Genomic DNA, 19,407 nt, shown 5'->3' on the forward strand with positions numbered 1-19,407 from the left:
CAGATCAGCGCTGGTCGACGAGCACGAGGCGCGGTTGCTCCGCGTGGACGCCCTCGTGCACGAACTCGGTGAGGTCCTTGAGCGTCCCGGCGTGGTGGGTCTCCAGGCCGTAGCCCCGGGCGACGGCCAGCGGGTCGGCGCCGCCGATGTCGAGGTAGTCGCCGCGGGCGACCTCCAGCAGGTCGGCGAACTCCTCCAGGGCGCGGTAGCGGCGGTTGGCGCAGATCACGAAGGTGACCGGGACCTGGTGGCGGGCGGCGGTCCACAACGCCGAGGGGGTGTAGTGCAGGGCGCCGTCGCCGATCAGGGCGAGCACCGGGCGGTCGGGGCGGGCCAGCGACAGGCCGATCGCGGCCGGGAGGCCCCAGCCGAGGCCGCCCGCGGCCGGGTAGAAGAGCGACTTCGGGCGGGTGATCGTGAGGCGGTCTCTGAGGAGGTCGGCGGAGGTCCACTCGAAGGCGATCACGGCGTTGTCGGGTTTGCCGTGGTCGACGGCGTCGAGGATGGCCTCGGCCGTGAACGGCTCGGCGTCGGGGAGCAGGCGGCTCTTCGGCTGCGGCCGGTCGCTCCTCTCGCACGTGTCGAGCAGCCGCACCAGCGCGTCGGTCGGGTCGCCGAGCAGGAACCGGCCCATCGGGGCGCGGGCGGCCTCGCGGGGGTCGTCGGTGACGGCGTACAGGAGCGTGTCGGCGGGCGGGAAGGCGGCCTTGCTCGGGGCGTGGTAGCGGAAGACGGGCGCGCCGACGCAGATCACCAGGTCGTGGGCCGCCAGGAGGTCGGCGACCGCGCCGGCGGCCGAGGGCAGGACGCCCCGGTAGCTCGGGTGGCGGGTGGGGAACGGGGATCTGGGCGCGCTCGGCGCGATCCAGACCGGCAGGCAGGCCTTCTCGGCCAGTGCGACGGCCGCCTCGAAGCCCTCGTCGGTGTCGGCTCCCGGGCCGAGGACCAGCACGGGGTCGCGCGCCCGGTTCAAGGCGTCCTTGAGCTCGTGGAGCGAGGCCGCGACCGGGGGGCCGTCGACGGCCCGGTCCAGCAGGCCGGTCAGGGCGGGCTCGTCGGCGGGCTCGTCCCAGTCGTCCAGCGGGATCGACAGGTAGGCCACGCCGCGCGGCGCGCTCCGGGCGAGCAGCAGCGCCGTGGAGAGCAGGGCGGGGCCGTCCTGCGGCCGGAGGGGTTCGCCCGACCACTTGACCAGCGGGTCGGTGAGCTTCGTGGGGTCGGCGTTGGTGAGCATCGCGTCGACCGGGACGTAGCGGCGGGCCTGCTGACCGGCCATGACGACCATCGGGGTGTGACCGGCCGCCGCGTTGGTGAGGCAGCCCATGGCGTTGCCGGTGCCCGAGGCGGCGTGCAGGTTGACGAAGCCCGTCGTGTCACCCGCCTGGGCGAAGCCGTCGGCCATGGCGACGGCGGCGCCCTCCTGGAGGGCCAGGTAGTAGGGGAGGTCGTCGGGCAGGCCGGTGAGGAAGGACAACTCGTTGGAGCCGGGGTTGCCGAACACCGCCTTCACCCCGTGGTGCCGCAGCACCCGATAGAAGGCCTCACTCACTTTAGTCACCAAACGAACATATCCAGATTTATCGGAAATGCGCAATTAATGGCGCCGCGTTTCGCGACTTACCTGCTACGGGAACATTTGACTCGGTGTGGCGATTTCCAATACCCAACAATTAGGGAAATCACTGTGATTGCTCGCCCCAATCCCGCTAAATCCGGCATACGTCCATCAACGCGGAAAGTCCCCACGCTGGCGCCCATGTTGGGCCCGGCGTTCGTCGCGGCCATCGCCTACGTCGATCCGGGGAACGTGGCCACCAACCTGACCGCCGGCGCGACCCTCGGCTACCTGCTCGTCTGGGTCGTGGTGCTGGCCAGCCTGGTCGCGATCCTCGTGCAGTTCCAGGCGGCCAAGCTGGGCATGGCGACCGGGCGGAACCTGCCCGAGTTGTGCCGCGAGCGGTTCAGCCGGCGCGGCAGCCTGCTGCTGTGGGGGCAGGCCGAGATCGTCGTGCTCGCCACCGACCTCGCCGAGTTCGTCGGGGCGGCCATCGGAATGCAGCTGCTGTTCGGCATGCCGGTGTGGTTGTCGGCGATCACCACGGCGGTGATCTCGCTGGCCCTGCTGGAGCTGCGACGCAAGGGCCGCACCCGGCCGTTCGAGCTGATGAGCGCGGCGGCGCTGATGTTCGTCGGAGCCGGGGTCGGCTACGACATCCTCGCCACCGGGCACCAGTCGGCGAGCGGCCTGGCGGCCGGGCTGATCCCGAACCTGGGCGGGGCGGGGGCGCCGCTGCTGGCCATGGGCATCGTCGGCGCGACGGTCATGCCCCACGCCGTCTACCTGCACTCCGCGCTGGTCCAGGGGCGCGGGATGTCGACCGAGACGGCCCGTGCGCAGCCGGCGCTGGTGCGGCGCATCCTGCGGTGGGACTGCTCGCTGGCGCTCGGCGTGGCAACGGTCGTCAACGTGTCGATGATCGCGCTCGGCGCCGGGCTCGGGGTGGCGAGCGGCGGCGCCTGGACCGGCGACCTGCCGGCCGCCCACGCCGAACTCGCCGCCCGGGTGGGCGGGTTCGCCGCGCTGGCCTTCGCCGTCGCGTTGTTGTCGTCGGGGTTGTCGTCGTCCGGCATCGGCACGCTCGCCGGCGACGTCGTGATGCGCGGGTTCCTCGGGGTGCGGGTGCCCGTCCACGCGCGCCGGATCGTGACGATGACCCCGGCCGTGCTGGCGCTCGTGTCCGGGGTCCCGCTCACCGGCCTGCTGGTGCTGAGCCAGGTGGTCATCTCGCTCGGCGTTCCGGTGGTGCTGTTCCTGCTGGTGTACTTCTGCCGCGACCGCGACCTGATGGGCCCGCTGGTGAACGCGCCCCTCACGACCTGGATCGCGGGCGTCGCGGCGGCGGTCGTCGCCCTGCTGGGCTGTTCGCTGCCGATCACGATGCTGCTGTGACGACCGTCCGGGCGAAGATCCGGGTCTGCGCCGTGCTGGCCGCCGTCTCCTTCCTCCTGGACGCCGACCTCCGGCTCACCCTGACGCTTGTTCTGCTGGCGTCATTTGCTCACGGGGTCGCTGGGATTGAGGCGCGGCACGATGAGCGGGTCGATCGGGGTGAACGGGAACTGCGGGAGCTCTCTCTCCGGAAGTCCGAAACTCGCGGCGAGGACCTCGCGTGAAAAGGCGGTCGCGGTGGCCTTGTAACCGATGTCGGCGGGCATCGGCTGGTCGAAGAAGATGAGGAAGTGCATCTCGTCGTCGCCGATGACCTCGATGTGGTGCGGGTAGGCGCGCGGCACGAAATAGAGGTCGCCGGGGCCGAGCAGGTACTCGTCGAGGCTGAGGTCCGGGTCCAGGACGCGCATGCGGGCGTGGCCCTTGGCGACGTAGCCCATCTCGGCGGTGACCGGGTGCCAGTGCGGCTCCCGCATGCCGCTCTCCTTGATGCGCAGGGAGTACATGGAGATGTCGTCGAGGGCGGCCCAGAACTGGTGCCGCGCCATGCGCGCGTCGCCGTAGGAGTAGGTCAGCACCGGCGCCTGGCTCTCGATGTCGAACAGCTTGGCGTTGGGCAGCGTGGCGGTCGGCGTCACGTCGGCCGGGCCGGTGCGCCGGACGATCTGCTGGGCCGGCGACCGGTCGAACGCGGCGAACGCCGAGGCCTGGAGGTCGAAGGTGTTGCCCAGCACGGCGTCGGTCATCGCGGTGAAGCTGTCGCGCACCGAGAAGTGCTGCGGGCGCTCGCTGCGCAGGGCGAGCACGAGCTCGGCGCGGTCGGCCCCGATGTTCTCGATGTGGTAAACCGCGCCCGACTCGACGTGGTACATCTGCCCCGGCCGCACGACGAACGACGAGAACGTGTCGGCGTTGCCGAGGATCGACACCAGGACGGTGCCCGCGACCACGTAGGCGAGCTGGTTGGCGTTGACGTTCCACTGCGGCTCGCGGATCGCGCCCGGCTCCAGGACCACCCTCTTCAGCGAGAGCCGGTCGAGGATCGGCAGCACCTTCTCGTCGACCACGGTGACGGAGCCCAGGTCGTTCTCGAACGTGGGCCGGACCTTCCCCAAGGACATGATGTGTGGCGACTTGCGCATGACCATTCTCCCCCGGACGCTGACTGTTTTCCCAGGTTAAGCAGCATGTGTCCGACATATCGGCAAGGACACGCGCCCGGCGGGGTGTGCGCTTTCCGGGAGATTGGGGGAACAAGATCCGGAATGTCGGAGATGTGCGCTAGCCTTCCGGCGACACGGTCGTAGCGCAGAGGTCGTCGCGCCCCAAAGCGATGCGGAGGACGCCGGTTCGAATCCGGTCGGCCGTGTCACCTTTTTCGCCGGAGGGTCTTGCCGGAGGGGGACGCGCATGGCTTCTGACGTGGAGACCTGCCTGCGGGTCCTGGCCGAGGCACGCGCGGCCGATCCCGACGACGAGCGCTGGAGGCCGGTGCGGGAGGCCGCCGCGCAGGTCTACCAGGCGGGCAAGAAGGCCCGCAAGGCGGCCCGCAACGCCGACCGCCGCCGGCACGACGACGTCGTCACCGCGGCCACCGAGCGCCACCGCGACCAGAACCCCGACTCCGCGCCGCCGGTCACCCCGTCGCTCGGCCCGGCCACGCGGTTACGGCCGCTGGCCGGGACCCGGCGCTGCTACGTCTGCAAGGCCGTCTACGGCCAGGTCCACTCGGTCTACCACCTGCTCTGCCCGGCCTGCGCCGAGGAGAACCTGGCCCGCCGCACCGCCCGCTGCGACCTGCGCGGACGCCGGGCGCTGATCACCGGCGGCCGGGTGAAGATCGGCTTCCAGACGGCGCTGAAGCTGCTGCGCGACGGCGCCGAGGTGTTCGTGACGACCCGGTTCCCCGCCGACGCGGCCCGCCGCTACGCCGCCGTGCCCGACGCGGCCGACTGGCTCGACCGGCTGCACGTCCACGGCGTCGACCTGCTCGACCTGCCCGGCGTGGCGGGCCTGCTGGAGACCGTGCACGAACGGTTCGACCACCTCGACGTCCTGGTCAACAACGCCGCCCAGACGATCCGCCGCCCGGCGGCCTACCACCGCGAGGTGCGCGCGGCCGAGAGCCTGCCGTTGGCCGGGCCGGCCGCCCGGATCAGCGTCACGGCCGGTGCGCCCGCCACGGCCGTCGCCCGGCTTGAGGCCTCCTCCGGGGAGCTCGAATCGCTCTTCCCCGCCGGGCTGCTCGACGAGACCGGGGAGCCGCTCGACCTGCGCGACCGCAACAGCTGGAGCCTGCGGCTGCACGAGGTCGACGCGGCCGAGTGGCTGGAGGTGCAGCTCGTGAACGCGTTCGCGCCGTTCCTGCTGACCTCGCGGCTCCGAGGGCTCCTGGAGGCCTCGCCGCACCCCGACCGGTACGTCGTGCAGGTGTCGGCGATGGAGGGCAGCTTCTCGCGGGCGAACAAGACCGTCCGCCACCCGCACACGAACATGGCCAAGGCCGCGCTGAACATGCTGACCCGGACCGCCGCCCCCGACTACGCGGCGAGCGGCATCCACATGAACAGCGTCGACACCGGGTGGTGCACCGACGAGCGGCCCCACCCGGAGAGGGCGGCGAGCCGCTTCCGGCCGCCGCTCGACGTGATCGACGGGGCCGCGCGGGTGTACGACCCCGTCGTCCGGGGGGTCGGCGGCGACCCCGTCTCCGGACTGTTCCTGAAGGACTACCGATCGGTGGAGTGGTGACCGTGAAGCCTGTGCCCGTACGCTGCCCGGCGATCGAGCACCCCGACGTCCCGCCGGCCGAGGCGGCGGCCCTCGACCCGCTGCTCACCCGGCTGGCCGACACCCGCCCGGTCGCGGCCGACGAGGTCTTCCCGCTCGGCGCGCTGCGCCCCGACGGCCGGGTCGACCTCTGCAAGCAGGGCCTCGGCGCGCCCGGCGTGGCCCGGCTGCTGCCGGTGGCGACGGCCTCGCCGCACGCCCGCCACCTCCTGCTGGGCACCAACGCCATCGGCGACGAGGGCGCCCGCGCGGTCGCGGGCGCGCTCACCGACGACCACCGCCTGCGCACCCTCTACCTGGGCTGCAACCGCATCGGCCCGGAGGGCACTGCGGCGCTGGCCGACCGGCTGAGCGGTGACCGGAGCGTGCGGGCGTTGTGGCTGAAGCGCAACCCCATCGGCGAGGCGGGGGTGCGCGCGCTGGCGCAGATGCTCACCCGGAACAGCACGCTGCGCACCCTCGACCTGGTCAACACCGGCCTGTCGGCGGCCTCGCTGGAGGTCCTGGTCGCGGCCCTGACCAGCCGGGACGTCCCGCTGGAGCGACTGTTCCTCGGCGGCAACGGCCTCGGGCCCGCCGCCGCGCCGCTGCTGGCGAAGCTGATCACCGAGGCGGGGGTGCGGGAGCTCTACCTTCCGGCCAACCACCTGGGCGACGAGGGCGCGGCCGTGCTGGCCGCGGCGGCCGACCCGGCCCGTCCGGTCAGGCTCGGCCTGGGCGGCAACGGCATCGGCCCGGACGGCGCGACGGCGCTGGCCGCCGCGCTCGACCGCATCGAGTCCCTCGACCTCGGCCGCCCGCCGTCGGAGCGCAGCCTCGGCGCGCCCGCCAACACCACCGGCGACGCGGGCGCGCACGCCCTGGCCGCGGCCCTGCCCGGCAGCCCGCTGCGCCGCCTGGAGCTGCGCCACACCGGCCTGACCGGGCGCGGCGCGAAGAGCCTGCTGGCCCAGGTGCCCGACGACACCCGTCTGGAGTACGTCGGCCTCGGCCCCGGCCTGCCCCGCAAGGTGAAGCGGTCGTTCACCGCGCGCCTGCGCCCCGCCGGTCCCGGCCACCCCGACCTGGTCGCGATCGGCAGCCTCTACCGATGACCTTCGACCGCGACGAACTGAGCCGCTGGCGGCGGGCCCGCCGGTACGCGGTCCCCCGCTGGATGATCGAACAGGCCACGGAACGCCGCCTGGCCGGCGACTGGCAGGGGGCCTGCGCGGCCGCCGCCGTCGACGTCGCCTTCGACCCGGGCACGGCCGGGAAGGACCCCGCGCTCGCCGACGACCTGCGGCACCTCGTGCCGGAGCTGCTGCGCTGGCACGCGCCCCGCAGCGGCAACGGCGGCGGCACCCTGGGCACCCACCACCAGGTCACCCTGGCCCGGTACGGCGACACCGAACTGCGGGCGGTGACGCCCCAGCTCAGCGAGGGCCCGCAACGGCTGACGCTGGTCCTCGTCCCCGCCGAGGACGAGGAGGACCCGTATATGACCACCCACGTCGACTGGACGGCGGCCCGCCACTTCTGGCACGCCCGGCACACCGCCGGGCTCCGCGACGGCACCGACGCGTCGCTGCCCGACCGCGTGCTGCTGGACGCCGGTCTGCTCACCCCCGACGACCTGCACCCGCTGGTCAGGGAGTCGCTCTGCCCCGGCCTCCCACCGGGCGCGTCGGGTCCGCCGGAGCCGGAGCCGCCCGAGCCGGTCCGGGTGCGCTGCGGCGGAGCGTGGCACCAGGTCGTCTCCGGCGGCGGCCGTCTCCTGCTGGAGCACGGCGACGACGAACAGCGCCGCGAACGCGCCATGCGCGCCCTCGGCGGAGCCGTCTCCGGCTGCTTCGCGGTCGAGCAGGCGTGGACGTCGGGTGAGGGCAGGCTGCCCCGGAGGCTGCGCGCCCAGCGGTGGGCCCTGTTCCTGCACGCCCAGCACGGCGACACCCCGGCGGTCCTCCGGCTTCTCGACGCCGGCGTCGACCCCCGGGTCCGCGACGGCCGTCAGCGCGGCCTCCTGCACATGCTCCACCTGGTCGACCACACGGTGCTGCTGCCCCGGCTCCTGGCGGCGGGCCTCGACGTGAACGGCCTCGACTACCAGGAGCGCACCCCGCTGCACCACGCGGTCGCCTCCTACGGATCGCCCGCACTCGTCGAGGCGCTGCGCGCGGCCGGGGCGCGGATCGACGTGACCGACTGGGAGGGCTGGTCGCTGGCCGACCTCATCCGCCGCCGGCGGCGGAGGGACCTCGTCGCCCTGCGCGACGAGATCGAGCGCGACCACCCCGGCATCGGCATCGGCTACGAAAGCGACGACGACGATTAAGGACGACCTGGGCGATCTGGCCGCCGCCGACGAGATCAACCGGCGGCTGCGGGTCCACCGCACCGAACCGGCCGCCAACGCCCAGCTGGAGGCGCTGGCCCTGGCCGTGGCGGCGAACCTGCCGGTCCTGCTGTGGGGTGAGCCGGGCATCGGCAAGTCGGCCGGGCTGGAGCAGCTCGCCGCCGGGCTCGGGCTGCCGCTGGAGACGGTCATCGCGAGCGTGCACGAGCCGTCCGACTTCGCCGGCCTGCCGATCGTCGGCGACGACCCGGCGGTGACCGGGGTGCCGATGGCGCCGCCCGACTGGGCCGTGCGGGTGACCGGGCAGGGCCGGGGGCTGGTCTTCTTCGACGAGTTGTCCTCCGCGCCGCCCGCCGTGCAGGCCGCGCTGCTGCGGGTGGTGCTGGAACGACGGGTCGGCAGTCTGCGGCTGCCGGAGCAGGTCAGGATCGTGGCCGCCGCGAACCCGCCGTCGAGCGCGGCCGACGGATGGCATCTGAGCCCGCCGCTGGCGAACCGGTTCGTCCACCTGCGCTGGACGCACGACCCCCGGACCGTCGCCCGCGGCCTGGCGGGCACCTGGCCGGCGGCGCGTATCCCGTCGATCGACGCGGCGCGGATCTCCGGCGCGGTGGCGCGGGCCCGGGGCGCGATCTCGGGCTTCCTCACCGCCCGCCCGGGTCTGGCCCACCATCTGCCCGCCGACGCCGAAAGCCGGGGCGGGGCGTGGCCGTCGCCCCGGACGTGGGAGATGGCGCTGAAGCTGCTCGCCGTCGCCTACGCGAGCGGGACCGGCCGGGAGGCCCTCGCGGCGGCGGTGGTCGGCGCGGTGGGCGACGGCGCGGGCGTCGAGCTCATCTCCTACCTGGAGGAACTCGACCTGCCCGACCCCGACCGGGTGCTCGCCGACCCGGCCGCCTTCCGGCTCCCCGAACGCGGCGACCGCCAGCTCGCCTTCCTGACGGCGGTCGTGGCCGCCGTGCAGGGCGACCTGACCCGGCGCCGCTGGGAGGCCGGCTGGGTCGTGCTGGCCAAGGCGGTCGACGCGGGGGTGCCCGACGTGGCGGCCCGCGCGGCCATGGACCTGGCCGCGATGCGCGACCTCAACTGGCCGGTGCCGCCGGGCATCGACGCGTTCGTCGACCTCCTCCAGCTGTCCGGCGCGCTCTGACGATGGACCGGGTGAAGTTGCTCGCCGCCCGCTACCGGGCGGCGGCCGATCGGCCCTACTTCGCCACGGCGCTGTACGCCCTCTCCATCGTCCCCAGCTCCGGGGTGCCCACGATGGGCGTCGACGCGCACTGGCGGTGCTACGTCTCCCCCGCGTTCGTGGACGCCACGCCCGTCGAGGAACTGGCCGCCGTCTGGATCCACGAGGTCTCCCACCTGCTCCGCGACCACCACGCCAGGGCCGGGCGGCTGCCCCCGGCCGACCAGCGCGACCGGCTGCGGGTCAACGTGGCGCAGGACTGCGAGATCAACGACGACCTGGTCGCCGACCGGCTGCCGCTCCCGGCGGGCCGGATGGAGCCGCGCCTGTTCGGGCTGGAGCCGGGCCGTCTCTTCGAGGAGTACGTGCCGCTGCTGCCGCCGCACGAGCACGTGCTCGACTGCGGTTCGGGCGCCCACGGGCGTCCGTCGACGTGGGAGGCGGGCGAGGGCGCGCCCGTGGTCGGCACCGTCGAGGCCGAGTCGCTGCGCCGGCACACCGCCGAGGCGATGCGGGCCCACCGGCGCTCCCGGGGCAGCCTGCCGAAGGGCTGGGAGCGGTGGGCGGAGCAGGTGCTCGAACCGGTCGTCGACTGGCGGCAGGTGCTGACGGGGGCGGTGCGCGAGGCGGTCGCCTGGGCGGGCGGCGCGGTCGACTACACCTACCGCCGCCCCTCCCGCAGGTCGGCGGCCATGCGGGGCGTGGTGCTGCCGAGCCTGCGCCGGCCGCTGCCCCGGGTGGCGATCGTGGTCGACACGTCCGGCTCGATGGGCGACGACGAGCTGGGCGCGGCGCTGGCCGAGGTGACGGGCGTGCTGCGTGAGGTGGGCGTGCACGGCAACCGGGTGACGGTGCTGGCCTGTGACGCCGAGGTCCACGCCGTCTCGCGGGTGACCTCGGCCGAGCAGGTCACCCTGGCGGGCGGCGGCGGCACGGACATGCGGGTCGGCGTCACGGCGGCCCTGGCGGCGCGCGACCGGCCGAACGTGGTGATCGTGCTGACCGACGGCCACACGCCGTGGCCGGACGAGCCGCGGTCGTGCCGGCTCATCGCGGCCCTGATCGGCCGGAACCCGCCGCCGCCTCCCGGGTGGGTGGAGACGGTGCGCGTGCCGCTCTGACCGCCGTCGTGGCGATCGGGATGAGCGGGTGCGGAGCGCCGGGCCGCCGCCCGCCGCCGGGTGCGGCGGGCGGGGCCGTGGTGGGCGGAGCCGTAACGGAGGAAGCTTTTTACCAGGCCACGGGGAAGCTCGACAGGCCGTAGACGACGTTGAACGAGCGGAACGCCGGTTCGCCGGCCTCGCGCAGGCCCGGGAAGCGGTCGAAGAGCGCGGGGAAGGCGATGCGCATCTCCATGCGGGCCAGCGGCGCGCCGATGCAGTGGTGGGCGCCGTAGCCGAAGGCGACGTGGGGCAGGTCGCGGCGGGTGACGTCGAAGGCGTCGGGGTTCTCGGTCAGCGCGGGGTCGCGGTTGGCGGCCGGGAGGGAGACCACGACGGCGTCGCCCTTCGCGATCGGGACGCCGCCGATCTCGGTGTCGGCGGCGGCGACCTTGATCGCACCCGAGTGGATGATCGTGAGCCAGCGCAGCAGCTCCTCGACCATGCCGTCGACCTTCTCCGGGTCCTCGCGGACGAGGGCGAGCTGGTCGGGGTGGCGGAGCAGGGCCAGGGTGCCCAGGCCGATCATGCTGGCGGTCGTCTCGTGCCCGGCGATCAGCAGCAGCCCGCCGAGGCCGACCAGTTCGGCGTCGGTCACGGCGTCGCCCTGGTCGCGGACCAGCATGCCGAGCAGGTCGTCGCCGGGCTCGACCCGGGCCCGCGCGACCAGTTCGCCCATGTAGGCGGCCGAGGCCATCTGGGCCTGGCCGCGCGCCTCCGGGGGCTGGTTGAAGTCGAGCAGGGTGGTCGAACGCGCCTGGAAGTCGGCGCGGTCGGCGTAGGGCACGCCCAGCAGCTCGCAGATGACCAGCGACGGGATCGGGGTGGCGAAGTCGGCCACCAGGTCGGCGGGCGCCCCGGCCCGCTCCATCGCGTCGAGGTGGTCGGCGACGATCTCGCGCACGCGCGGTTCGAGGCGGCGGATGCGGCGCATCGTGAACTCGGGCGTGAGCATGCGGCGTAAGCGGGTGTGGTCGGGCGGGTCCAGCATCAGCAACGCGCCGGCCTTGAGGCGTCTGGCCTGTTCCTCGCTCATCGGCGGGATGTTGATGCCGTGGCCGTAGCTGAACAGCTCGGCGTTCCTGAGCACGTCGCGCACGTCGTCGTAGCGGGTGACCAGCCAGGCGTCGCGGCCGTAGGGCGTGGGCACCTTGGTCAGGCCCGGCTCGGCGCGCGCGGCGGCCAGTCCGGGATCGGGGTCGAAGCCCTGGCGGCGCATATGGAGGGGCAGCGTCATGGAATCTCCTGAGGAAGATCGGCTTACCCAGCAAGATCCCGCCCCGTCGCGCGCGGCGCAACCTTCCAGGAAAAGGCGGGCTTGACGATCGATTGGTGCGCAGCGGCGCCCCGCTTCAGCGGGGGCCCGGTCTTCATCGGATCTACTGACCAAAAGGTGGGGATATGTCCGATTAGCCCGCGTGAGAATGAGAGGTATGGCGACGGACGGCGCACGTCCCGGATCGCCGGGCATGCGGCTGGGCGAACTCCTCTCTGACCTCCGGACGGAGCGCGATGCCGCGCTGGCCGGCCGTGACCGGGTCCGCGACCTCGTCGAGGCGGTGGCCTCGGTGGGCCGTGACCTCCATCCCGAGATCGTGCTCCAGCGGGTCGTGACGGCCGCGACCGAGCTCGTCGACGCCCGCTACGGCGCCCTCCACGTCGCCGGGGAGGACCGCCCTCCGGTGGAGCACGTGCCGGCCGGCGAGGAGGAGACCGCCCGGATGGGGCACTGCTCCCTGGGCCGCGACCCGCTGGGCCGGGTGATGCGGGACGCCCGGCCGCTGCGGCTGGCCCGGGTTCCCGGGCGCCCTCCGGCGGACTCCTTCCTCGGCGTCCCGCTGAGAGTCGGCGACGAGCTCTTCGGCGCCCTCTGCCTGATCGGCAAGCGCGGCGACGCCGACTTCGACCAGGACGACGAGGACCTCATCGTCGCCCTGGCCACGGCGGCCGGGACGGCCATCGGGAACGCGCGCCTCTACGAGGTGGCCCACAACCTGGGCGTCCGGCTCCAGGCCGGCTCCGACATGACCACGCGCCTGCTGTCCGGCGAGGGCCCGGGAGACGTGCTGGCCCAGCTCACCAGACGGATGCGGGAGATCGCCGACTCCGACACCGCCCTGGTCTTCTTCCCCGTGGAGGGCGGCACGACGTTGCGCGCGCTGATCTCCGAGGGGGTCGGCGGACTGGCCGGCGGCGAGGTCGGGGCCGACTCGTCCCTCGCGGGCCTGGCCCTGCGGACCGGGGACGCGGTCGTGGTCGACGACCTGGTCGGCGGCGGATACGAGACGATCAGGAACGTGCCCATCGGCCCGGCCGCCGCGGTGCCGCTGATCTCGGCGGGGTCGACGCACGGCGTGCTGGTCCTCGGAAAGTGGTCGGGCCGGGTCCCGTTCGCCCCGTGCACGCTGCGGATGATCAGGTCGTGCGCGGCCCAGGCCGCGGGGGCCCTCGAACTCGCCAAGGCCCGGCTCGACGCCGAGCGGCTCCACACCCTGGAAGACCGCGACCGGATCGCGCGGGACCTGCACGACGTGGTGATCCAGCGCCTGTTCGCGGTGGCGATGACGCTCATGAGCACGGTCCGGCTGGTGGACCATCCCGAGGCGCGGGGCCGGGTGCGGCACTCGGTCGACGAGCTGGACGAGACCATCCGGCAGATCCGGGCCACCGTCTTCGCCCTCCAGGGTCCCCGTGCCCTCGGCGAGTCGGGGCTGCGGGCCCGCGTCGCGGAACTGGTGGACGACACGTACGGGGACCTGGGATTCCGGCCCGTGCTGCGGCTGGACGGGCAGCTCGACTACGGCGTGCCCGACGACGTCGCCGAGCAGGTGCTCGCCGTGCTCCACGAGGCGCTGTCGAACGTGGCCCGGCACGCCGGGGCCGGGCACGTCTGGGTGTCGCTGGAGCAGAGCGGCGGGCAGGTGACGCTGGTGGTCGAGGACGACGGCGTCGGGCTCCCTCCCGGCGGGCGGCGCAGCGGGCTGCGCAACCTCGAGAGGCGCGCGGGCGACCTGGGCGGCTCCTTCGAGGTGGGACCGCGCCGGGGCGGGGGCACCCGCATGCTGTGGCGCGTGCCGGTCAGCTGACCCCGTCGCCCCGCAGGCGCGCGGCGTAGACGGCGGCCTGGGTGCGGCGGCGCATGCCGAGTTTGCCGAGCAGGCGGGAGACGTGGTTCTTGACCGTCTTCTCGGCCAGGAACATCTCTTCACCGATCTGGCGGTTGGTCATGCCCTCGACGACGTACTCCAGGATGCGCCGCTCCTGGTCGGTCAGCACGGCGAGCGGGTCCTTGCGCGCGGCGTCGTCGCGCAGCCGCCGCACCATCGTGCGGGTGACCTGCGGGTCGAGGAGGGACCGGCCGCCTGCGACGGTGCGCACCGCGCCCACCAGGTCGGATCCGTGGATCTGCTTGAGCACGTAGCCGGCGGCGCCGGCCATCACGGCCTGGAACAGGGCGTCGTCGTCGGCGAAGGAGGTCAGCATCAGGCAGGGCAGATCGGGGCTGCGGCTGCGGACCTCGCGGCAGACGTCGACACCGTTGCCGTCGGGCAGGCGGACGTCGAGGATGGCCACGTCGGGCCGGAGGGCGGAGATGCGCGTGATCGCCGACGCCACGGTCCCGGCCTCGCCGACGACGCGGATGTCCTCCTCGGACTCCAGCAGGACGGCCACCCCGCGCCGCACCACTTCATGATCGTCGACGATGAATACGCGAATCATACCTTTGACGCTATTCACCCGAAATCTTCCCAGATAGGGACCAAAGTCCCCATTTGTGTAGTTAGGGACTTTCGTCCCTATAGATCTACCCGGCTCAGACGTTGTCATGGGAAACCGGGAGAACACCAAGGGGAGAGATGAAGGTCGTAACAGTCGGAGTGGACGGCTCGCCCAACTCGCTCGCGGCCGTCGAATGGGCCGCGGACGACGCCGCCCGGCGGGGCGCCTGGTTGCGCGTCGTCCACGTGGTCGACCGGTCTCCGTACCGGTTCGTGCACTCCCTCGAACTCGAGAGCCAGATCGCCAAGGTGAGCGGCCAGATCATGACCGAGGCCGAGAGGACCGCGCGGCACCGGCGTCCCGGTCTCGGGATGCGCCTGGAGCACATCGAGGGCCGCCCGGCCGAGGTGCTCCGCCGGCTGGCCGCCGAGTCCTCCGGGCTCGTGCTGGGCAGCCGGGGCATGAGCCGCACCGCCGGCGGCATCCTCGGGTCGGTCAGCACGCAGGTGGCCGGGCACGCCACCGGGCCGGTGGTGATCGTGCGCGACCGGCCGGCCGAGCGCGTCGGCGAGGTCGTGATCGGCCTGGACGACTCGGCCGACTGCCAGCGCCCGATCTCCTACGCCTTCGAGCAGGCGGCCCTGCATCACGCCGAGATCCGCGCCCTGCACGCCTGGAGCCTCCCCGGGCACTCCTACGCCCCGGAGGTCGACTACGACATCAACGCCGTCCGGGCGCGTCAGCGGGCCGTCGCGGCCGGCCTGCTGGACCGGCACCGGAGGAGGTATCCGGCCCTGCCGGTCGTCGACGACCTGCGCTCCGCGCATCCGGTCGAGGCGCTGGTCGACGCGTCGCTGAGGGCCGGCCTCCTCGTGGTCGGCTCACACGGCCGGTCGGGGTCGATGGTCATGGGGTCGGTCAGCCGCCGGGTGCTCCGGCACGCGCACTGCCCGATCGCGGTGGTCCGCCCGTGCACGCGGCACTGAGGTTTCGATCTGGTTTCGAAGTCTTGACAGTGTCCGCCTGAGCAGCCATATTTCGGGACTAACTTTACCAATAAAGAAAGTGAGCCCGATGGCTGCGACCGATCGCGGCGATCTCACCCGGACGGCGATCCTGGCCCTGCTCGGCACGGTCGGGCCGCTCAGCCGCACCGAGATCGCCAAGGAGCTGGACCTCTCCCCCGCGACGGTCACCCAGCTCACCAAGGCGCTCATGGCGGCGGGCATGCTGGAGGAGCTCGACCTCCAGCCGTCGCGCGGCGGCCGCCCCGCCCAGCGCCTGGGCCTCGCCGGCACGGCGGGCCGGGCCCTCGGGGTGAAGGTGACCGCCGAACACCTGGTCATCGTCGAGGTCCGCCTCGACGGCGAGGTCCTCGGCTCCTGGGAGACCCCCTTCGACCCCTCCGCCCCCGACGCGCTGGGCGACCTGGCCGAGGCCGTCGCCGACGTGCTGGACAAGGTGCCGCCGCTGCTGGGCGTCGGGGTCTGCGTCCCCGGCGGCGTCGACGACCAGGCCGTCGGCACCTGCGACGCGCCCACGCTGGGCTGGCGGGCCATGCCGGTGGGCGAGCGGCTGCGCCGCCGCCTCAAGCTGCCCGTCCTGCTGGAGAACGACGTCAACGCGCTGGCGGTGGCCGAGCGCCTCTACGGCCGGGGCCGCACCCACCGCGACTTCCTGGTCCTCACGATCGGCCGCGGCGTGGGCGCCGCGATCGTCGCCGACGGGCGGGTCTACCGGGGCGCGCGCGGCGGCGCGGGCGAGTTCGGGCACGTGCCGGTCGCCGTGGACGGACCGCTGTGCGGCTGCGGGGCCCACGGCTGCCTCGAGGCCGTCGTCGGCGCGACCGGCCTCGTGGCCGCCGCCCGGGCCCGGGGGCTCGCCGTGGCCACGGTCGACGACCTGGGCGCCCTGGCCTCCCACGACGCGACCGCCCGCGAGGTCTTCGCCGAGGCCGGCGCGATCCTGGGCCGGACGACCGCCGGGTTGATAAACGTCGTCGACCCCGAGGTGGTCGTGGTCCTCGGCGAGGGCACCGCCCACTGGGAGCACTGGCGCGCGGGCTTCGACACGGCGGTCCGCCGCCAGCTCATGCCCGGCCGCCGCGACATCGAGATCGAGGTCGAGAGCTGGGACGACACCTCCTGGGCCCAGGGCGCGGCGGCGCTGGTGCTCGCGACCCCCTTCGACACCGAGGGCGCTGCGGGCGAGCAGGGCCGCATGGTCAGGGCCCGGCTGATAGGAGCCGCCCCGTGACCCTCACCGAGACCCCGCCGAAGGCCCCCGCCCGGCAGCCCGTCCGGCCGCCGAGAAAGCGGCTCCGGTACGCCCTCACCGTCGCCGTCTTCCTGCTCCCGAGCGCCGTCCCGCTGCTGCTGTTCACGCTCATCCCGATGGCCGGGTCGCTCTGGACCTCGCTGCACGAGTGGAACCTGATCACGCCGATGAAGTGGGTCGGCCTGGACAACTACGCCCGCCTGCTGGCCAGTGAGGAGACCCGGGCGGCGTTCGGCCACACGCTCTACTTCATCGCCGGTTACCTGCCGCTCGTCTACGCGGGCGGCCTCGGCCTGGCGATGCTGCTCAACCGGGCCATGCGGGGCCGCGACGTCTTCCGGGCGATCTACTTCCTCCCCGTCGTCACCTCGTGGGTGGTCGTGGCGCTGTTGTGGAAGTGGCTGCTCAACCCGGCCTCGGGGATCGTCAACTGGGCGATCGGCCTGATCGGCCTGGAGGGCCCCGGCTGGTGGACCGACCCCGGCTGGGCGATGCCCTCGATCATCCTCGCCTCGGCCTGGAAGGACCTCGGCTTCGTGATGATCATCCTGCTCGCGGGGCTGCAGGCCATCCCGAAGGAGTACGTCGAGGCCGCCCGGGTCGACGGCGCGAACGCCTGGCAGCGCTTCCGGCGCATCACCCTCCCGCTGCTGTCGCCCAGCACGTTCTTCGTCGTCGTCATCTCGCTGATCAACGGGTTCCAGGTCTTCGACCAGGTCCACGTCATGACCGGCGGCGGACCGGCCGGCGCGACCCAGGTCGTCGTCGAGCAGGTCTACAACCTGACCTTCAAGTACGGCCGCGCCGGCGAGGCGTCCGCCCTGTCGTGGCTGCTGTTCGCGGTCGTGCTGGTGGTCACGCTGATCCAGGTCCGGGGCCAGCGCCGGTGGGTGAACTATGGCTAAAGCAGGAAAGTACGTCGTCGTCGTGCTCGGCGCCCTGGTCATGCTGTTCCCGTTCGCCTGGGCGGTGATCACGTCGCTCACCCCCTCGGGGGCGGTGCTGCAGACCCCGCCCGACTTCACCCCCGACGGCGCGGGCCTCGGCGCCTACGAACGGCTGCTGGAGACCATGCCGTTCTGGCGGATCATGTTCAACAGCCTCTGGATCGCCGTCGCCTCGACCGTGTTCCAGCTGGTCACCAGCTCGATGGCGGCCTACGCCTTCGCGCGGTTGCCGTTCCCCGGCCGGGGCGCGCTGTTCGCCGTCTACCTGGCGACGCTGATGGTGCCGCTGCAGGTCCTGGTCGTGCCGCTGTTCATCGAGATGCGGACGTTCAACCTCACCGACACCTACTTCGCGGTGCTGGCCCCGACGATCGCCTCGGCGTTCGGCGTGTTCCTGCTGCGGCAGGCCGTCCAGCAGGTGCCGAAGGAGTTCGACGAGGCGGCCGTGCTCGACGGGGCCGGGCACTTCCGGATCTTCGCCCTGGTCGTGCTGCCGCTGATCCGCCCGGCCCTCGCCACGTTCGCCGTCTTCGGGTTCATGGCGAGCTGGAACAGCTACCTGTGGCCGCTGGTGATCATCAGGTCGCCCGAGTTCATGACCCTCCCGCTGGGCCTGGCCAACCTGCACGGCCAGTTCACCACCGAATGGAACGTCGTGATGGCCGGGTCGGTCGTCAGCGTCGTCCCGATCCTCGTCCTCTACCTCTTCGCCCAGAAGCACGTCATCGCGTCCGTGGCCCAGTCAGGGCTGAAATAACAACACGAAGGAACCCCCCATGGCCGGATCAGCCCGGGTCGCCGCGGCGACCCTGATCACCGCCCTGCTCGCCACCGCCTGCTCCCAGGGCTCGGCGACCCGTACGGAAGAACCCGCCGCAGGCGGCAAGGTCACCCTGCGCTACTTCACCTTCTCCGCCGCCCCCGACCACGTGAAGGACCTCGACACGATCGTGGCGGCGTTCGAGAAGGAGAACCCCACGGTCGACGTGCAGGTGGAGACGGCCCCGTACGACCAGTACTTCACCAAGCTCCAGACCAGCATCGCCGGCCAGACCGCCCCGGACACCTTCGAGCTCAACTACGAGAACTTCGTCACCTACGCCGGGGCGGGCAGCCTGCTCGACCTGGGCGCCGCGGGCGGCGACACCGACACCTCCGGCTACGCCACCGAGTCGCTGAACGCCTTCAAGCACGACGGCAAGCAGTTCGCGCTCCCGGCGTCGTTCTCCACCGTCGTCCTGCTCTACAACAAGGACCTGTTCGAGAAGGCCGGCGTCCCGCTGCCCACCGCCGACTGGACGTGGGCCGACGAGCAGGCCGCCGCCGAGAAGCTGACCGACAAGGGCGCCAAGGTGTACGGCGACTTCCAGCCGGTGACCTTCTTCGAGTTCTACAAGGCCCTCAAGCAGGCCGGCGGCGAGTTCATGAGCGGCGGCAAGTCGACGTTCAACAGCCCGCAGGGCGTCAAGGCGGCCAAGTGGCTGGTCGACAAGGTCGGCAAGACGATGCCCACTGAGGCCGAGATCGGCGGCACCGCCGACTTCGACACCAACCTGTTCAAGTCGGGCAAGCTCGCGATGTGGCACAACGGCATCTGGCAGTTCGCCGGGCTGAAGGACGTGCCCTTCGAGTGGGACGTCGTCGTCGAGCCGGGCGACAGCCAGAAGGCCAGCGCCGTGTTCCACAACTCGGTGGCCGCCTCGGCCACGACGAAGCACCCGCGTGAGGCCTACGCCTGGGCCAAGTTCCTGAGCAGCTCCAACGTGGCCGCGACGACGCGGATCGCCAGCTCGTGGGAGCTGCCGCCGGTGTCGGACCAGGCCGTGCTCCAGGGCTACCTGAAGGACCCCGTCCCGGCCAACCGCCAGGCCGTCTTCGACTCGCTGAAGAGCATCGCCCTGCCGCCGGTCATCGCCCGCCAGCAGGAGATGCAGGACGCCGTCACCCAGGAGCTCACCGAGGCCGCGGCCGGCCGTAAGTCGGTCGAAGAGGCCCTGACCGAAGCCGCGTCCAAGGTCGACGCCCTTCTCGGCTAGGAG

The 19,407-nt window shown here is 72.9% G+C and carries 16 protein-coding genes and 1 tRNA gene; 13 read left to right on the top strand and 4 right to left on the bottom strand.

The features are described 5' to 3' along the window. Nucleotides 1–4: 4 nt before the first annotated feature. Entirely contained in the window at nucleotides 5–1,558 is a 1,554-nt protein-coding gene (mdlC, locus tag GT755_RS02860; protein ID WP_161478106.1) for a benzoylformate decarboxylase, read from the bottom strand. Nucleotides 1,559–1,756: 198 nt separating this feature from the next. On the opposite strand from mdlC, the gene GT755_RS02865 reads away from it, so the two are divergent. Continuing rightward, nucleotides 1,757–2,950: an Nramp family divalent metal transporter gene (locus GT755_RS02865; RefSeq protein WP_161478107.1), complete on the top strand. Its 1,194-nt coding sequence runs from the start codon at nucleotides 1,757–1,759 to the stop codon at nucleotides 2,948–2,950. A gap of 101 nt (nucleotides 2,951–3,051) precedes the next feature. On the opposite strand, the gene GT755_RS02870 is transcribed toward GT755_RS02865, so the two are convergent. Continuing rightward, nucleotides 3,052–4,092, bottom strand: coding sequence for a cupin domain-containing protein (locus tag GT755_RS02870; protein WP_161478108.1), 1,041 nt, complete (start codon nucleotides 4,090–4,092; stop codon nucleotides 3,052–3,054). Between the two features lie 155 nt (nucleotides 4,093–4,247). On the opposite strand from GT755_RS02870, the gene GT755_RS02875 reads away from it, so the two are divergent. The 6 genes from GT755_RS02875 to GT755_RS02900 all read left to right on the top strand — a co-directional run bounded on the left by GT755_RS02875 (nucleotide 4,248) and on the right by GT755_RS02900 (nucleotide 10,385). Beyond that, nucleotides 4,248–4,319, top strand: a tRNA-OTHER gene (locus tag GT755_RS02875). Between the two features lie 41 nt (nucleotides 4,320–4,360). Then, nucleotides 4,361–5,701, top strand: a complete 1,341-nt coding sequence (locus GT755_RS02880; protein ID WP_161478109.1) for an SDR family NAD(P)-dependent oxidoreductase — start codon at nucleotides 4,361–4,363, stop codon at nucleotides 5,699–5,701. 2 nt (nucleotides 5,702–5,703) lie between these two features. Further along, a complete protein-coding gene (locus tag GT755_RS02885; RefSeq protein ID WP_202609545.1) occupies nucleotides 5,704–6,834 on the top strand; it encodes a leucine-rich repeat domain-containing protein in 1,131 nt (376 codons plus the stop codon). Then, nucleotides 6,831–8,054, top strand: coding sequence for an ankyrin repeat domain-containing protein (locus tag GT755_RS02890; protein WP_161478110.1), 1,224 nt, complete (start codon nucleotides 6,831–6,833; stop codon nucleotides 8,052–8,054). Before GT755_RS02885 ends, GT755_RS02890 begins: the two co-directional genes overlap by 4 nt. A 106-nt stretch (nucleotides 8,055–8,160) precedes the next feature. Then, on the top strand, nucleotides 8,161–9,225 hold the full coding sequence (locus tag GT755_RS02895) for an AAA family ATPase (RefSeq protein ID WP_328794140.1): 1,065 nt from the start codon (nucleotides 8,161–8,163) through the stop codon (nucleotides 9,223–9,225). A gap of 2 nt (nucleotides 9,226–9,227) precedes the next feature. Beyond that, the gene (locus tag GT755_RS02900) at nucleotides 9,228–10,385 is read left to right on the top strand and encodes a vWA domain-containing protein (RefSeq protein ID WP_161478111.1); all 1,158 of its coding nucleotides are present in this window, start codon (nucleotides 9,228–9,230) and stop codon (nucleotides 10,383–10,385) included. A gap of 109 nt (nucleotides 10,386–10,494) precedes the next feature. Here the strand turns inward: GT755_RS02900 and GT755_RS02905 are convergent, their stop codons facing one another. After that, nucleotides 10,495–11,661, bottom strand: coding sequence for a cytochrome P450 (locus tag GT755_RS02905; RefSeq protein WP_161478112.1), 1,167 nt, complete (start codon nucleotides 11,659–11,661; stop codon nucleotides 10,495–10,497). Nucleotides 11,662–11,857: 196 nt separating this feature from the next. On the opposite strand from GT755_RS02905, the gene GT755_RS02910 reads away from it, so the two are divergent. Next, the gene (locus GT755_RS02910) at nucleotides 11,858–13,510 is read left to right on the top strand and encodes a GAF domain-containing sensor histidine kinase (RefSeq protein WP_161478113.1); all 1,653 of its coding nucleotides are present in this window, start codon (nucleotides 11,858–11,860) and stop codon (nucleotides 13,508–13,510) included. Here GT755_RS02910 and GT755_RS02915 read toward each other — a convergent pair. Continuing rightward, complete coding sequence (locus tag GT755_RS02915; protein ID WP_161478114.1) at nucleotides 13,503–14,144, bottom strand: response regulator; 642 nt, start codon at nucleotides 14,142–14,144, stop codon at nucleotides 13,503–13,505. The two genes, GT755_RS02910 and GT755_RS02915, sit on opposite strands and share 8 nt — an antisense overlap. Nucleotides 14,145–14,281: 137 nt before the next feature. Between GT755_RS02915 and GT755_RS02920 the strand changes: the two genes are divergently transcribed. The 5 genes from GT755_RS02920 to GT755_RS02940 all read left to right on the top strand — a co-directional run bounded on the left by GT755_RS02920 (nucleotide 14,282) and on the right by GT755_RS02940 (nucleotide 19,404). Beyond that, a complete protein-coding gene (locus GT755_RS02920) occupies nucleotides 14,282–15,130 on the top strand; it encodes a universal stress protein (protein ID WP_161478115.1) in 849 nt (282 codons plus the stop codon). A gap of 88 nt (nucleotides 15,131–15,218) precedes the next feature. After that, nucleotides 15,219–16,400 carry an ROK family transcriptional regulator gene (locus tag GT755_RS02925; RefSeq protein ID WP_161478116.1) on the top strand — a complete coding sequence of 394 codons (1,182 nt, stop codon included), beginning with the start codon at nucleotides 15,219–15,221 and terminating at the stop codon, nucleotides 16,398–16,400. Next, nucleotides 16,397–17,326 (top strand): carbohydrate ABC transporter permease, encoded by a 930-nt coding sequence (locus tag GT755_RS02930; protein ID WP_285580934.1) that lies wholly within the window; start codon nucleotides 16,397–16,399, stop codon nucleotides 17,324–17,326. Before GT755_RS02925 ends, GT755_RS02930 begins: the two co-directional genes overlap by 4 nt. After that, nucleotides 17,319–18,125, top strand: a complete 807-nt coding sequence (locus GT755_RS02935) for a carbohydrate ABC transporter permease (protein ID WP_161478117.1) — start codon at nucleotides 17,319–17,321, stop codon at nucleotides 18,123–18,125. The genes GT755_RS02930 and GT755_RS02935 overlap by 8 nt, the downstream gene beginning before the upstream one ends. A 19-nt stretch (nucleotides 18,126–18,144) precedes the next feature. Continuing rightward, nucleotides 18,145–19,404 carry an ABC transporter substrate-binding protein gene (locus GT755_RS02940; RefSeq protein ID WP_161478118.1) on the top strand — a complete coding sequence of 420 codons (1,260 nt, stop codon included), beginning with the start codon at nucleotides 18,145–18,147 and terminating at the stop codon, nucleotides 19,402–19,404. Nucleotides 19,405–19,407: the final 3 nt, after the last annotated feature.

It is taken from the genome of Herbidospora solisilvae (genome assembly GCF_009901565.1).
Classification (GTDB): domain Bacteria; phylum Actinomycetota; class Actinomycetes; order Streptosporangiales; family Streptosporangiaceae; genus Herbidospora; species Herbidospora solisilvae.